Here is a 15246-nt window from a genome sequence, read left to right on the forward strand (position 1 = left end):
AGGTCACCATTACTCGCCGGCCATGACCGCGATGCCTTCGCGCACGAGCCTGCGACCGACGACGACCGCGTCGTCGGTGTCGAGTCCCGGCAGAGAATCCAACCGGCACGACAATCCTCCGAGCAACAATTCGAGGGCATCGGCGCACTGAGGCGGCATCGACACGGTTTTGTCGCGCAGCACGACAGCCGCGGACTCGGGGGTTCGCACCACTCGCGCGATCACCCCGGCCCTGAGTCGAATCGAGTCCGGACCCCGCAGCGCACCCATCTGGGCCACACTGCGAACGGGGCGCACCGGTTCGGGTCGAACCAGCTCGTCGTACCGACTCGCAACACGCTCGGTGATCCGATGCAGCGCCTCAGGATCTCGATCCAACTCGTCGAGTGCTCGGCGCATGTCGCCGAGCACGCGGCGTACGTGGGGGAGAACGGACTCGGAGTCGGTCGGGTCCCATCCGGCCGGCAACGGTGCGCGCAGTCCCTCGACGTCCTGGAGAGCACCGAGGGTGTGATGGGCGATGTCGTAATCGTTGAACGACGCGACACCTATCGTCAGATGCACCGTCGTCTCGCCCAAGGCCTGCGCCGAATGGATCCAGCCGCGCGGCAGATACAGAACGTCACCGGGCTCGAGCACGATGTCCAACTCCGGGGAGTCGTCGGCGTGACGTTCCACTGCTGCTCGTCGGTCCGACCACGGCTGATTGTTCAGTGGATGGCGATGCACCGGCGAGTGAATTGTCCACCGCTTACTACCGGCGATCTGCACGACGAATACGTCGTGAACATCGTAATGCGGCGAAAAGCCCTGGGACGCAGCCGGAGTGACGTAGGAATTGACCTGTACCGGGTGGCCGAGCTCGCGAACGAGCTCGCCGGTGAAAGCAATCAAGGGCGGCCACAGGCGATGCAGGCCCTGCAGCACCAGAGTATTGCCGGCCGCGAAGGCCGACAGAACCGCCGCGGAATCGACCTGGTCGGTGATCTCGGCGCCGAACCCTCCGGACCCCGTGAACTTGTTCTTCTCCAGCAGGCGGCCGTCCTTGGCCATCCGCACGAACGGGGTGCGTACGCCGCGCTCGGCGATCAACTCGTCGACCGCATCGACCGTCATCAGATCCTCGAACGATCCGGACAGTTCGGCAGATCGGGTGAACTTGGGTGCTCTGCCCCAGTGACGCTCGGCGAAAGAGGCGGCGTCGATTCCGGTGAGACGACGAAGCGCGGACCGGTTGACCGATCCGCGCTCGTCGTTCGACTCGATGATCAAGCGGAACCGTCCGCACCGCCGTCGTGTCCGCCGGGGTTGGATCCGCCGTCGGCCGGGCCTTCGCCGCCCGCTGGGCCGTCGGCTCCGCCGTCGTGTCCGTCAGGATTCGATCCGCCGTCAGCGGGTCCTTCGCCTGCTCCGGCCGGGCCGTCTGCTCCGCCGTCGTGTCCGCCGGGATTGGATCCGCCGTCAGCGGGTCCTTCGCCTGCCGATCCGCCTGAGGTGGTGATGTCGTCGTCGTTGATGCTCATCGAGGTCCTTCCGTTGATGGAGGTTCGTGCTCTCGCGCAGCGCGGGAACATCGGGGGTATTGACGCAATCTCCGTGATTCAAACAGCGACTGCACCGGAAAATGTCACTCCGAATCGTCGGCGATCTCCGGGGCGTTCTCCCGCGTCGCCATCCCACCGCCGCCTCCGCCGTCCACCGGTCCGGGGCGGCCGCCCTTGGGGGAATCCGCAGTGTCGTGTTCGGTCGAAGTGCCGCCGTCTGTCTTGTCCTTGTCGTCCTGTCCCATGGTTCGACACTAGACCGGCTGCCCGTCCGTGGGAGCATGGAACGATGGATCGATCCCCTGCGCAGCACGTGGTGCTGCTCGACGACGAAGGCCGCGCCGTCGGCACCCAGGACAAGACCACAGTGCACACCGAACAGACCCCGCTGCACCTGGCGTTCTCCAGCTACGTGGTGCGTGAGGACGGTGCAGTGCTGCTCACGCGACGGGCGTCGAGCAAGACGACGTGGCCCGGCGTGCTGACGAACAGTTGTTGTGGACATCCAGCCCCCGGCGAGAACCTGGAGTCCGCAGTGCTCCGACGCATCGGTGAGGAGCTGGGTCTGCAGGCGCGGTCCGCGGAACTGGTGCTGCCGCATTTTCGGTATCGCGCTGTGATGGACAACGGGATAGTCGAGAACGAGATCTGCCCCGTCTACCGGGTGACGGTCGGCGACGACGCGACACTCGACCCGGATCCTGACGAGGTCGACGAAACGCGGTGGGTGTCCTGGGCCGAATTCTCGGCCGACGTGCTCGCAGACCGAATCGATGTATCGCCTTGGTGTCGAACACAAGTGGAGCAATTGGCCGGGTTGGCCGAGCATGCACTGGCCTGGCCCGCGTCCGCCGACGAGCTCCTTCCTCCGGCCGCGCGTCTCGCGGATCCCGCGTGACGGCAACCGAATCGGTCGGTGCTCATGGCGCGTAGCGACGAGTCGAGCGACTACCTCGGTCGCGACTCGATGGAGCGTGCACTCGGCCACTTCGAGTTTCGGACAGCCGATGCCGACGGTCTGCGCCACGCAGCTGTTGCCCTTGCTGTCGGCGGGGAGCGCGGAGACCGTCGCCTGCTGTTGACCAGACGGCCGAGCCGACTGCGCGCTCACCCGGGTCAGTACGCGCTACCTGGTGGCGGAGTCGATCCGGGCGAAACCCCGGCACAGGCCTGCCTGCGTGAACTCCAGGAAGAGTTAGGCATTCGTACCGACCCGGATGAAGTACTCGGGCGCCTCGACGATTACGTCACCCGTTCGGGTTACGTCATCACACCGTTCGTGGTGTGGGTGGGCGAGTACTCGTCATCGCTGCAGCCCAGTGCCGACGAGGTGGCCGAAGTGTTCGAAGTGACCCAGGCAGAACTCGATGTCGATGCGGAATTCGTCACGATCCCCGAGTCGCCCCGACCCGTCGTCCGGTGGCCGTTCCGAACCGGTGCCATCCATGCTCCCACGGGTGCGATCGTGCACCAGTTTCGTGAAGTCGTCCTTCGCGGTCGACACACCCGGGTCGCGGACTTCGAGCAGCCGGTGTTCGCGTGGCGCTAACGTGGCCTCGAACCGCCGGCGTACTCGCGCCGGCTGCCACGACGCCCGAGGCGACAGGAGGTGAGCGGTGACGGACAAGAGCGAACTCGAGGTAACCGATCGGATCGCAACTGTTCCCAACCTGCTCAGTGCCGTGCGACTCGCCGGCGTTCCGCTCTTCTTGTTTCTTCTGCTCGGCCCCCAGGCAGACGGCTGGGCGCTGGTCATTCTGCTCGTCAGCGGCGGCACCGACTGGCTCGACGGAAAACTCGCGCGCCTGCTCGGGCAGTCGTCGCGGCTGGGGGCGATTCTCGACCCGCTCGTCGATCGCCTGTACGTCGTCAGCACGCTGGTCGCATTCGTGGTGCGCGGAATCATCCCGTGGTGGGTCGCTGCCATCCTGATCGGGCGAGACGCGGTTCTCGGCCTCACCATGTTCGTCTACCGACGTCGCTCCCTCCCGCCTCCGGACGTGATCTATCTCGGGAAGGCCGCCACGTTCGTGGTCATGATCGCGCTGCCGGTGCTGTTGGTCTCCGTGGGCACCGGTTCCGTGGCCGACGCCGCAGGGCCCCTCGGTTACGCGCTCCTGATCTGGGGGACGGTGCTGTACACGTGGACCGGTGCGTTGTACCTCGGCAAGGCAGTGGCCCTCGCGCGTGCGATCGCGCCCACCTCCGCACCGGGCAGGTGACGGTGCAGTCCCCAGCACGACCGAAGAGGAACCCGACTCCGTCACTGCTCACATCGCTGTTGACGGATCACCTCGATCCGGGTTACGCAGCCGCTGCCGTCGAACGGTCGGCGCACCACGTGCGTACTCCGAGAGTGCCGCCTGTCCTCTGGCTGATCACCGGTGCCGTCGCTGTCGGGGTGGTTTTCGGGGTCGCGATGTCGCAGCTGGCCTCGGATGCGGCGGAGATCGACCGGGCCAGCGCCGACGCCTCTGCTGCGGTGCGTGCTGCCCAGGAGCGTGAAGCCGAACTGGACGTCACGAGAGACGAACTCGCTGCGCAGGTATCGACCGAGCGTGACCGCGCACTCCAGTCCGATGCTGCCGGAAGCGAGCTTCTGAACCGCCTCGATGCGGTCGAGTCGGCCGCCGGTATCGACTCGGTGACCGGTCCCGGCTTGTCGGTCGTGGTGACAGAACCTGCCGCAGGCGGTGCATCCGACAGATCGATCCGTACCGGTTCCGGCGCAACCGTTCTCGACCGCGACATCGCTGCCGTCGTCAACTCCTTGTGGGCCAGCGGCGCCGAAGCGGTGTCCGTCGACGGCAGTCGAGTCGGGCCGAACGTGACGATCAGACAGGCAGGCGGCGCGATGCTGCTCGACAATCGCCCGATCACCTCGCCCTACGACATCGATGCGATCGGTCCACCGCAGCGCATTCAGGTGCAGTTCGCCGTCAGCGATGCATACCTGCGCATGAGCACGGTCGCTCAGCTCTACGGTGTCGGTTTCTCGGTGCGGCCTGCCACCGATCTCGAGTTCGGGCCGGCCGTCGCCAGGGAGTCGTTCGAGGCGAAGGAGGTGGCCCCACGATGACGGCGGGTGACGTCCCGGACGTCGAGCCATCCGACACCGGCAGCCCCGGTCCCGAGGTGCCCGGCGGCACCGAGCCCGCCGCGACCGGCCGCGCCGGATTCGCGCTCGCAGCATTGGTCGCGCTCGTCGTCGGAGTCGTGATCGGTCTCGTCGCCGGGCCTCGAGTTCCAGCAGTCGTCGCCCCATACCTGCCGATCGCCGTCGTGGCCGCTATCGATGCAGTGTTCGGCGGCGTGCGCGCCTTTCTCGACGGCATTTTCGACGCCAAGGTGTTCGTCGTGTCCTTCGTCTTCAACGTCCTCGTCGCGGCGCTCATCGTGTGGCTCGGCGACCAGCTCGGAGTCGGAACGCAACTGTCCACCGCCATCGTCGTCGTGCTCGGTATACGCATCTTCGGCAACGCCGCTGCGTTGCGCCGACGGCTTTTCGGTGCCTGACCGATGAACGCAGGCAACGGACGGCACGGTCGGCGCACCCGACGTGGACAGCGCACGTGGTTCGGCATTCTCGCTCTCGTGTTGATGTGTGCCCTCGGAATCGGAATCGCGACACAGGTGCGCGAAACGAGCACGTCGGGCAATCTGGAGAATTCGCGGCCCGAGGACCTGTTGGTGGTGTTGGACTCCCTGACGCGACGCGAGGCGTCGATCCGCGACGAGATCAGCGCGCTTCAGGGCACGCTCGCCACTCTCCAGCAGTCCGGTTCCGGGTCGGACGCCGCGGTGGCGGAAGCCCAGGAACGACTGTCCGCGTTGTCCATTCAGATCGGCACCGTGGCGGCCCGAGGACCCGGCGTCACGTTGACGATCGACGACACCGACGCCGGCGTCGGAGCAGAGGTTCTGCTCGACGCGTTGCAGGAGCTGCGGGCCGCCGGTGCCGAGGCGTTGCAGATCGACGGTGGTGGGGTCGCGGTCCGCATCGGTGTCGATTCGTGGATGGCCGGACCGGCCGGCCGAGTAGTGGTGGACGGCCGAGAACTACGCGCTCCCTACACCTTCACGGCCATCGGGGATCCGGCGACTCTGGAATCGGCGTTGAACATTCCGGGAGGGGTGATCGACACGGTCGCCCGCAACGGGGCGAGCTCGCGAGTGGAGCGATCGGACCAGGTCACGGTCTCCGCCTTGCGAGATCCGCGCCCACGTCAATACGCTCAGCCCGGAAACTGATCGCCCGCTCGCCCCGGGCCACGATGGAAGGGAATGCCGCGTTGAGCGACATCGACACACCAGCTGATCTGCTGTACACCCCCGAGCACGAGTGGGTGCAGCGGACGGGGCCTGCGACGGTTCGAATCGGCATCACCGATTATGCCCAGACGCAGTTGGGCGACGTCGTGTTCGTTCAGCTTCCGGCGATCGGTGACAGCGTCACCGCGGGCGAGTCTCTCGGTGAAGTGGAATCGACCAAGAGCGTGTCCGACGTGTTCAGTCCGCTCACAGCCAAAGTCGTTGCCGTGAACGAAGATCTGGATTCCGAACCCGAGAAGGTGAACTCGGGGCCGTACACCGGTGGGTGGTTGATCGAGCTCGAGGTCGCATCCTCGGAGGCATTGGACGCGGCGCTGGCACCCATGCTCGATGCCGCCGGATATGCTCTCATCACAGCTGAGTGACGAAGGGCCGTACACACCGGCCAACCGACCACAGGTCCTCGGTGCGCAGGGTACGGTCGACACCGAGCGAACAGCCTGTCGGGGCGAAGGTCGCGCATGGTGAGTGGTCCGCCACGCACCGAGGAACCGAAACGCACCACCGAACGCCAGCAGAACCAGAAGTGAAGACCATGTACTGCGTTACCCGAGGTGAACGTTGCCCGGGTCAACGGACTGAGAAGGAGTAACGGTGAGCCAGAACGACAACGACAGCAACTACGGGGAGTCGCCGGCCGAGACCACCTCGGTCTTCCGCGCTGATTTCCTCCAGGAGCTGGACAATTCCGCTACCGCCCAGAGCACCGAAGCTCCGGTATCGGGTGTCGAGGGCTTGCCTGTCGGAGCTGCCCTGCTCGTCGTCAAGCGTGGTCCCAACGCCGGATCCCGATTCCTGCTCGACCAGCCGACCACGTCGGCCGGCCGTCACCCCGACAGCGACATCTTCCTCGACGACGTCACCGTGAGTCGTCGACATGCAGAATTCCGCCAGGACGAGGACGACTTCCAGGTCGTCGACGTGGGCAGCCTCAACGGAACCTACGTCAACCGCGAGCCGGTCGACTCCGCCGTGCTGGCCAACGGTGACGAGGTGCAGATCGGCAAGTTCCGCCTGGTCTTCCTCACCGGGCCGCGTGGCGGCAACGGAACTGCAGTCGGCGAGTCGTCTGCGGGTGCAGGAAGCCAGTGACCGCCGTCGGGCAGCAGTCCAGCGGGGGGATGTCGATTGGCTCCGTCCTCGATCGACTCCGGCCCGACTTTCCCGACGTGACCATCTCGAAGATCAGATTCCTCGAAGCCGAGGGTCTGATCTCTCCTGAGCGCACTCCGTCGGGCTATCGGCGTTTCTCGATCGCGGACTGCGAACGGCTGCGGTTCGTGCTCACCGCCCAGCGTGATCAGTACTTACCGCTCAAGGTGATCAAGGAACAACTCGAAGCGATCGACCACGGTGTTGCAACTGTCGAGAGAGCAGACGCCTCGGTCAAGCGCCCGCGGTCGCTGACGATCGCGGCCGGTGAAGTCTCGCCGGAGGAGTTCCTGCCCGATCGCGAGGTCCGCATCAGCAAGGCAGATCTACTGGCTCAGGCCGGCATCGACGACGCCTTCCTGACCGAGTTGCTACGCAGCGGCCTGATCACGCCCGGGCAGGCCGGTTTCTACGACGACGGTGCCGTCACGCTCGCTCGTACGGCGCACGCGATGTTGCAGTTCGGGCTCGAGGTTCGCCACCTCCGAGCGTTCAAGCTCGCAGCGGACCGCGAGGCGGGTCTCGTCGCTCAGATCGCCGGGCCGGTCGCCAAGGGGCGCGATGCCGGTGCACGTGATCGTGCCGAAGAGATGATCCGGGAATTGGCGGCTCTGTCGTTGACCTTGCACACGTGTCTGGTCAAAGCAGCGGTGCGTGGTGCGCTCGACCGGTGAGGATCGCTCGCGCCGGTTCGGATTCCAATAGACTCGGTTCTGGTGAGCTGGACCAGCGACGACCAGCGAAGATTTCTCGAGGTGTGAGGTGGACACGATGAGTGAAATGCGTGTGGTCGGTATTCGTGTCGAACAGCCGCAGAACCAGCCCGTGTTGCTGCTGCGTGAATCCGACGGAGATAGGTACCTCCCGATTTGGATCGGCCAAACCGAAGCTGCCGCAATAGCTTTGGAGCAGCAAGGTGTGCAGCCGGCTCGGCCGTTGACGCACGATCTGGTGAAGAACCTGATCTCTGCGTTGGGGCACGAGCTCAAGGAGGTGCGCATCGTGGACCTCCAGGAAGGCACCTTCTACGCCGATCTCGTCTTCGACAAGAACATCCGCGTGTCGGCGAGGCCGTCGGATTCGGTCGCCATCGCGTTACGTGCCGGAGTTCCGATCTATGCGGAGGAGCCGGTGCTCGCCGAGGCCGGCCTGCTGATGCCGGACGAGCGTGAGGACGAGGTGGAGAAGTTCAAGGAATTCCTCGAATCGGTGTCGCCGGACGACTTCAAGGCCACCGACGGGTAACGGAATAGTCTCAACCTCAACTTTAGGTTCAGGTTTACGGCGCGTTGCGTTGAATCTGGTCGATCGCCCCCATAACGTTCGTGCCAGTGAAGTTCATCGCCGGCGCAGTTCGTACCGACGCAGTTCACGCCTCGTCGGTTGCCGCCGAGGCGTAGTCTGGCCCTGGTACGCGGTATGACTTCACGCGAGTACACCGAGGCGTTCAGGCGCGCTTCGGACGGATCCCAGTACTGACTGGATCCGAACGCAGTGAGACATCCGAGAGGGAGCAGTCAGTGGGAGATCAGCCGCAGCAGCATCACGGCAGTCGAGAATCCGACGCCGCAAGCCGGACAGAGGACGCGTCCGTAGCCGATGCTCGGGTCGAGACCCCCGACGAGGCGTCGAATCGCCCTGCCGCACAGCCGCAGGACATTCAACCCGGTCTGTTCCCCGACGATTCGGTACCCGACGAACTCGTCGGATACCGCGTACCCAGTGCCTGCCAGATTGCCGGCATCACCTATCGGCAACTCGACTACTGGGCTCGTACGGGCCTGGTCGTACCGTCCATCCGAGGCGCAGCGGGTTCGGGCAGTCAGCGGCTGTACTCGTTCAAGGACATGCTGGTTCTCAAAATCGTCAAGCGCCTACTCGACACCGGAATTTCGTTGCAGAACATCCGCGTCGCCGTGGATCACCTGCGCCAGCGTGGCGTCGGCGACCTCGCAAACATCACCCTGTTCTCCGACGGCACCACCGTCTACGAGTGCACTTCGGCCGAGGAAGTAGTCGACCTGCTGCAGGGCGGGCAGGGCGTCTTCGGTATCGCCGTCAACGGCGCGATGCGCGAGCTCACCGGCACCATCGCCGACTTTCCGGCCGAGCGAGCAGACGGCGGAGAGAGCCAGCCGAGCCCCGAAGACGAACTGGCGTCCCGGCGGAAGAATCGCGCGAGTCGTAAGACCGGCTAGACTTCTCACCGTCGCGCCTGCGCGGGAGAGTTCCGAGGCATCCAGTCTCGGACGCCGAAGGAGCAATACCTCCCCGTCAATCTCTCAGGCACACGGACCGTGTGGGCTTCGACAACTCTGGAAAGTGGTGGGAGAACCCACCCGCCCAAGGGGAAAGGTGCCGGTGCGCGCACGTCAGCGCGCCGTGTTGTACCGAATCTCTCAGGCGCACGCGTCAGCGAGCACACGACAGAGGGGGAGGAGCGGTCGGCGCGTATGCCCCGGCCGTCCGACGCCTTGTCTTGGGACCCCTGGGAGTAGACCGTGACCGACCGAATCACTTCGACCGCATCGGCTTTCGTCGACAGACACATCGGCCCCGACACCACCGAACTGGCACGCATTCTCGATGCAATCGGTGTCGACAGCCTCGACGAGCTGGCCCGCAAGGCTGTTCCCGAGTCCATTCTCGATACCGTCGTCGACGGGGTTCCCGATGGTCTGGCGACACTGCCGGCTGCTCTGAGCGAGCACGATGCGCTGGCTGCGCTGGCCGATCTCGCCGGCCGAAACACAGTGGCAACCTCGATGATCGGCCTGGGCTACTACGACACCCTGACGCCTCCGGTGCTCACGCGCGGCATCCTGGAGAATCCGGCCTGGTACACCGCCTACACCCCCTATCAGCCCGAGATCAGTCAAGGCCGACTCGAGGCACTGCTCAATTTTCAGACCATGGTGGCGGACCTGACCGGTATGGATGTCGCTAATGCCTCCATGCTCGACGAGTCCACTGCCGCAGCCGAATCCATGACGCTCATGCGTCGCTCCAATCGAGGCTCGAAGTCGCCCCGCCTCGTCGTCGATTCGGATATCTTCCCTCAGACCAAAGCCGTCCTCGCCACGCGCGCCGAACCGCTCGGGATAGAGCTGGTGTACGCCGACCTCGCCGACGGCCTGCCCGAGGGCGACTTCTTCGGAGTGCTGGCGCAGCTGCCGGGAGCGTCAGGACGACTGGTGGATCACACCGCCACGATCGAGGCCGCACACGAGCGTGGTGCGCTGGTTGCTGTCGGGGTCGATCTGTTGGCCGCCACCCTGGTGACCGCGCCCGGCGAAATAGGTGCCGACGTCTGCTTCGGAACCACCCAGCGCTTCGGGGTTCCGATGGGGTACGGCGGTCCGCATGCCGGTTATCTTGCAGTGCGGTCCGGCCACTCGCGCCAGCTGCCCGGGCGGTTGGTGGGAGTGTCCGTCGATGCAGACGGACACCGGGCCTACCGCCTGGCCCTGCAGACGCGCGAGCAGCACATCCGCCGCGAGAAGGCGACCTCCAACATCTGCACCGCCCAGGTGCTGTTGGCCATCGTGGCCGCGATGTACGCCAGCTACCACGGCGCGGACGGGCTGCGCGCAATAGCACTTCGTGTCAACACCCGTGCTCGAACCGTCGCAGAAGGGTTGCAGGCTGCGGGCATCGACGTGGTGCACACCGAGTTCTTCGACACCGTGCTCGCCGCCGTCCCCGGCGCGGCCCACACCGTTGTCGATGCCGCCAAACAACGCGGCATCAATCTCCGACCGGTCGACGACGATCACGTTGCCATTGCCTGTGACGAGGCAACCACGGAGGGTCACATCATCGATGTGCTCGCTGCATTCGGTGCCGAGCCCGCCGGCCCGGGAGCCGAGTCCGTCCCGGCCGATTCGGCCCGCACCTCCGACTTCCTGACGCATCCCGCCTTCACGCGCTACCGCACCGAGACGGCCATGCTGCGCTACCTTCGGGCCCTGTCCGACAAAGACATTGCCCTCGACCGCAGTATGATCCCGCTGGGATCGTGCACGATGAAGCTGAACGCGACCGCCGAAATGGAGTCGATCACCTGGCCTCAGTTCGCGCGCCAACACCCGTTTGCGCCGTCGACCGACGTTCCCGGACTACTCCGGGTGATCGCCGACCTCGAACAGTGGCTCGTCGACATCACCGGTTACGACGCAGTCAGCCTGCAGCCCAATGCAGGAAGCCAGGGCGAGTACGCGGGACTGCTCGCGATCCGCCGCTACCACCAGGCCAACGGCGACACAGATCGCACGGTCTGCTTGATCCCGTCGAGCGCACACGGCACCAACGCCGCATCCGCGGTGATGGTCGGGATGCGCGTAGTCGTGGTGGCGTGCCGGCCGAACGGCGACGTCGACGTCGACGACCTGCGGGCCAAGATCGGAGAGCACGCCGACACCCTCGCCGCCATCATGATCACCTACCCCTCCACCCACGGTGTGTACGAGCACGAGATATCCGATATCTGTGCAGCGGTGCACGACGCGGGTGGGCAGGTGTACGTCGACGGTGCCAACCTCAACGCTCTGGTCGGGTTGGCTCGGCCGGGTCGTTTCGGCGGAGACGTCAGTCACCTGAACCTGCACAAGACCTTCTGCATCCCGCACGGCGGTGGCGGTCCCGGAGTCGGCCCCATCGGCGTCCGTTCGCATCTGCAGCCGTACCTGCCCGGCCACCCGCTGGCACCGCAACTGGGCGACGGACCGACCGTTGCGGGCGCGCCGTACGGAAGCGCGTCGATCCTGACGATCACGTGGGCATACATCGCGATGATGGGTGCGCAGGGGTTGCGCCGGGCGACCTTGACCGCCATTGCGTCGGCCAACTACATCGCCCGCCGCCTCGACGAGTACTTCCCCGTTCTCTACACCGGCGACAACGGCATGGTGGCGCACGAGTGCATCCTCGATCTGCGAGGTCTGACGAAGGACACCGGGGTCACCGTCGACGACGTGGCGAAGAGACTGGCGGACTACGGCTTTCACGCGCCCACGATGAGCTTCCCGGTGCCGGGGACCTTGATGGTCGAGCCGACCGAGAGCGAGAATCTGGAAGAGATCGATGCATTCTGCGACGCGATGATCTCCATCCGCCGGGAGATCGACCGCGTCGGCTCCGGCGAGTGGACCGCAGAGGACAACCCGCTGCGCGGTGCTCCGCACACCGCGCAATGCCTTGTCGCAGACTGGAACCACCCGTACTCACGGGAACTCGCGGCGTACCCCGCAGGCTACGACCGACCGAAGGTGTGGCCCGCCGTCCGGCGGATCGACGGCGCGCACGGCGACCGCAATCTGGTGTGTTCCTGCCCGCCGATCGAGGCGTTCGCCTGATTGGACGGGCAGATGGTCAGCCCCGTGTGAGCTCGAGCATCGCGATTTCGGGCGGGGCAGCCACGCGCACCGGCGGACCCCACGCGCCCGCACCGCGGGTGGTGTACAGCGTGGTGTCGCCGATCGCGTCCAGTCCTTCGACGCTGGGCTGCTGGAGCGGTACGAGGTAGCGGATCGGCCAGATCTGACCGCCGTGTGTGTGTCCGGACACCTGCATGTCGACGCCCAGCTCGGAGGCCTCCACAGCCTGCTTGGGCTGATGAGCCATCAACAGAACGAGGCGGTCGGGGTCGATGCCGTCGAGTGCAGCGCTCAGATTCGGTTCGTACGGTGCCGGGGCAGTGGCGTCGTTGATGCCGGCGATGTCGATGGCAGCGCCATCACGGGTGATCGTCGTGCGTTCGTTGCGCAACACGTCGATGTCGAGGGTCGACCAGAAGTCGAGCCACTCGCCGCCGTCGCCCGCGTAGAACTCGTGGTTACCGCTGACGGCGAAGACCCCGAGCGGGGCTTCCAGGTCGCGCAGCGGCTCGAGGTCTTCTCCGACCAGCTCGACTGTCCCGTCGATGAGATCGCCGTCGAGCAGCACGACATCAGGCTTCTGCGCGTTGACCGAATCCACGACCGTGCGCACGAAGCCCGCACCGCGAGACGGCCCGGCATGGATATCGGACACCAATGCCACTCGCAGACCGTCGAATTCGGCCGGCAACCGGTCGAGCGCAACCTGGGTGCGTGTGACCCGAGGCGAGGCGGCTTCGACGAGCCCGTACCCCACAGCGACGACGCTGACAAGAGCGACGACAACGGAGCCGACCCGCGATATGCGCAGCCGAACAGCAGTCGAATCACGATGCGACAGTGCGAACATCACCCGCACGACGGTGCAGATCAGAGCAACCAGGACCGTGCCGAGGAACAGATACAACACCACCGCCAACCAGGTCAGGCCGACGAAGGCCGGACCGCGTGCCCAGGACGGGTCGAACTCGACGCCGCTGCCGAAGCCGATCACCGCGCACAACCACAGAATTATCAGCAACAGATCTGCCGGGCGTCTGACACGTGTCGGTGCCCTCGTTACGGAGAGATACCGCCAGTGCAGGAAGAGCGTGACGAGGAGGAGGAAGACGCCGACAAAAAGTACACGAGACATGTTCTAGTACAGCAACTTTCCGAGTCGATCGAGGAGGTCTGGGGAATCCGATGTCGGCACCGTGTCCACGGTGCCGCCGGTGCGAGATGCGATGTCGGTGAACGCTCGGGCCGGGCTGTCGTCACCGATGCGCACGATGTTCACCGCGACCGGCCGCGCCGGATCGGACGCCGATGTCAGTTCGGAGAGTAGCTGGTCCGCCGACAAGGGTGAGTCGTCCGTGCCGTCCGTGATCAGGACGACCGAATTGACGCGGCCGGGAACATAACCGGCCACGGCGTCGAGATACGCGACGAGTACGGACGCATACGTGAACGAGCCGGCTGCCGGCGTCAACGCCGCAGCGGTCGAATCGAGGGCGGAGCGCCTCGGAGTGGTCCCGACGGGAACTGTCATCGGTCCGGTCGGTACATCCACCCGGAAGGGCAGCGAGTTGTTCAGATCTTCGCTGAAACTCCACAAACCGAGTTCGGTGGCGTCGGGGACTCGTCGGAACTGCTCGCTCAGTGCGCGAACAGTGTTCTGTAGCCGCGTCGCACCGCCTTCGGTGGTGCCCATCGACTCGGACACGTCGAGCAGCACAGTGGCACGGCGGGGCAGAACCGGATTGCGAAGCACAGCGAGCAGAGCGTCGGCAACCCGGCCCGATGGTGGGGCGACGATGCCCGAATCCTGCGCTTGGTCCACGCTGAATCCCGCGTCCGAGAGTGTCTGCGTACCGTCGGGCTGACGCACGAAATCGACGAATGCCGCAGCTGCCCGGGTGGAGGTCTCGTCACCGGAGAGCACGACCGCCGGATGATCGGCGACAGGCGTTGCACCCTGTGGTCGAACCACGGTCAGCGTCGAGGAATCGGTCGACGCGAGTTGCTGTTCGGTGACCGGGACCGCGTGGACGGCGGCGTCGGGGCCGGCAGCATTCTCGAGCGCGGCGAGGGCGTCATACGTGGTGGAGGCCGAGGTTGCGGCAGCGCCGGTGTCGGTCACCGCCAACTCCGACATTGCCGACACCAATTGCGTCGAGGAGGCCTCGTCGACGGTGAGTGCGGTGGTCGAGTCACCGCGGACGCCTGCCGCGATGGCCGCGACCGCAAGAGTGCTCGCACCGGTGTCGGAGCCGGACGGCAAGGCCAGCCGAAGCCCACCCCACTCGGGGAGTCCGAGAGCCTGCGGGTCGCGTTGCAGTCGTATCAGATCTGCCCAGCTCGAGCCTGCAGCGACGACGGCGTCGGCCACCGCGCCCGGTGCCGCAAGGACGATCGGACTAGACGCGAGCGGCCGCGGCGTACCGTCGATGGCTCCACGGTCGACGACGGCCTCGACGTGTGCCGAGGACTGAGGTATCCACAGACCCGGCCGGGCGCCGAGGGCGGCGTCATCCCAGTTGTCGGTGCCGGAGTTCAACGCCACTCGCACCGCATCGGATGCGATGGCTCTGACCTCAACCGTCACACAGTGATCGCGAATCACCGGGGCGGTCGCGTCGAATCGTGTTGCCAGTTGTTCGATCGCGGCAGAGATGTCGGGATCGGCGGCCACGGTGAGGACGGCAGGTCCCTCCACGCAGGTGTCGGCTGCCTCGATCCCCTGATCCGAGATTCGATCACGCAGCGCAAACCATCCGAACACGGCTGCCACCAGGACCGCGATCGTCAGTACGACGATCACGGGCCCGGCGGCTATGGAACGCCCGCGCCCTGAGTTCCGA

General features: G+C 65.8%; 17 protein-coding genes and 1 riboswitch. Of the genes, 12 read left to right on the plus strand and 5 right to left on the minus strand.

Annotation, left to right across the window (positions count from 1 at the left end):
• Positions 1-9: 9 nt before the first annotated feature.
• The 3 genes from QM588_RS10425 to QM588_RS10435 all read right to left on the minus strand — a co-directional run bounded on the left by QM588_RS10425 (position 10) and on the right by QM588_RS10435 (position 1789).
• Positions 10-1272, minus strand: coding sequence for a cupin domain-containing protein (locus QM588_RS10425; protein WP_283313053.1), 1263 nt, complete (start codon positions 1270-1272; stop codon positions 10-12).
• Entirely contained in the window at positions 1269-1523 is a 255-nt protein-coding gene (locus tag QM588_RS10430; protein ID WP_027497175.1) for a hypothetical protein, read from the minus strand. The genes QM588_RS10425 and QM588_RS10430 overlap by 4 nt, the downstream gene beginning before the upstream one ends.
• Positions 1524-1627: 104 nt before the next feature.
• Positions 1628-1789 (minus strand): hypothetical protein, encoded by a 162-nt coding sequence (locus tag QM588_RS10435; RefSeq protein ID WP_283313056.1) that lies wholly within the window; start codon positions 1787-1789, stop codon positions 1628-1630.
• Positions 1790-1833: 44 nt separating this feature from the next.
• Between QM588_RS10435 and idi the strand changes: the two genes are divergently transcribed.
• The 12 genes from idi to gcvP all read left to right on the plus strand — a co-directional run bounded on the left by idi (position 1834) and on the right by gcvP (position 12382).
• Positions 1834-2442 (plus strand): isopentenyl-diphosphate Delta-isomerase, encoded by a 609-nt coding sequence (gene idi, locus QM588_RS10440; RefSeq protein ID WP_283313058.1) that lies wholly within the window; start codon positions 1834-1836, stop codon positions 2440-2442.
• A 24-nt stretch (positions 2443-2466) separates the two neighbouring features.
• On the plus strand, positions 2467-3093 hold the full coding sequence (locus QM588_RS10445) for an NUDIX hydrolase (RefSeq protein ID WP_442972892.1): 627 nt from the start codon (positions 2467-2469) through the stop codon (positions 3091-3093).
• A 67-nt stretch (positions 3094-3160) separates the two neighbouring features.
• Positions 3161-3766, plus strand: coding sequence for a CDP-alcohol phosphatidyltransferase family protein (locus tag QM588_RS10450; RefSeq protein ID WP_283313061.1), 606 nt, complete (start codon positions 3161-3163; stop codon positions 3764-3766).
• A gap of 2 nt (positions 3767-3768) precedes the next feature.
• Positions 3769-4623 carry a DUF881 domain-containing protein gene (locus QM588_RS10455; protein WP_283313063.1) on the plus strand — a complete coding sequence of 285 codons (855 nt, stop codon included), beginning with the start codon at positions 3769-3771 and terminating at the stop codon, positions 4621-4623.
• A 113-nt stretch (positions 4624-4736) separates the two neighbouring features.
• A complete protein-coding gene (locus QM588_RS10460; protein ID WP_205912519.1) occupies positions 4737-5060 on the plus strand; it encodes a DUF1290 domain-containing protein in 324 nt (107 codons plus the stop codon).
• Positions 5061-5063: 3 nt separating this feature from the next.
• On the plus strand, positions 5064-5795 hold the full coding sequence (locus tag QM588_RS10465; RefSeq protein ID WP_283313066.1) for a DUF881 domain-containing protein: 732 nt from the start codon (positions 5064-5066) through the stop codon (positions 5793-5795).
• 41 nt (positions 5796-5836) lie between these two features.
• Positions 5837-6241: a glycine cleavage system protein GcvH gene (gcvH, locus tag QM588_RS10470; protein WP_027497169.1), complete on the plus strand. Its 405-nt coding sequence runs from the start codon at positions 5837-5839 to the stop codon at positions 6239-6241.
• Between the two features lie 229 nt (positions 6242-6470).
• The gene (gene odhI / locus QM588_RS10475; protein WP_283313069.1) at positions 6471-6968 is read left to right on the plus strand and encodes an oxoglutarate dehydrogenase inhibitor Odhl; all 498 of its coding nucleotides are present in this window, start codon (positions 6471-6473) and stop codon (positions 6966-6968) included.
• Positions 6965-7702, plus strand: coding sequence for a transcriptional regulator FtsR (gene ftsR / locus QM588_RS10480; RefSeq protein ID WP_027497167.1), 738 nt, complete (start codon positions 6965-6967; stop codon positions 7700-7702). Before odhI ends, ftsR begins: the two co-directional genes overlap by 4 nt.
• Positions 7703-7799: 97 nt before the next feature.
• On the plus strand, positions 7800-8273 hold the full coding sequence (locus QM588_RS10485) for a bifunctional nuclease family protein (protein WP_283313072.1): 474 nt from the start codon (positions 7800-7802) through the stop codon (positions 8271-8273).
• A gap of 413 nt (positions 8274-8686) precedes the next feature.
• Positions 8687-9226, plus strand: a complete 540-nt coding sequence (locus QM588_RS10490; RefSeq protein WP_157226114.1) for a MerR family transcriptional regulator — start codon at positions 8687-8689, stop codon at positions 9224-9226.
• Positions 9227-9238: 12 nt separating this feature from the next.
• Positions 9239-9336, plus strand: a riboswitch (glycine riboswitch).
• Between the two features lie 193 nt (positions 9337-9529).
• Positions 9530-12382, plus strand: coding sequence for an aminomethyl-transferring glycine dehydrogenase (gcvP, locus tag QM588_RS10495; RefSeq protein WP_283313075.1), 2853 nt, complete (start codon positions 9530-9532; stop codon positions 12380-12382).
• Between the two features lie 16 nt (positions 12383-12398).
• Here gcvP and QM588_RS10500 read toward each other — a convergent pair whose 3' ends face one another.
• Positions 12399-13538 (minus strand): metallophosphoesterase, encoded by a 1140-nt coding sequence (locus QM588_RS10500; RefSeq protein ID WP_283313078.1) that lies wholly within the window; start codon positions 13536-13538, stop codon positions 12399-12401.
• Between the two features lie 3 nt (positions 13539-13541).
• Positions 13542-15206: a substrate-binding and VWA domain-containing protein gene (locus QM588_RS10505; RefSeq protein ID WP_283313080.1), complete on the minus strand. Its 1665-nt coding sequence runs from the start codon at positions 15204-15206 to the stop codon at positions 13542-13544.
• Positions 15207-15246: the final 40 nt, after the last annotated feature.

The organism is Rhodococcus sp. IEGM 1354, assembly GCF_030056855.1.
GTDB lineage: Bacteria > Actinomycetota > Actinomycetes > Mycobacteriales > Mycobacteriaceae > Rhodococcoides.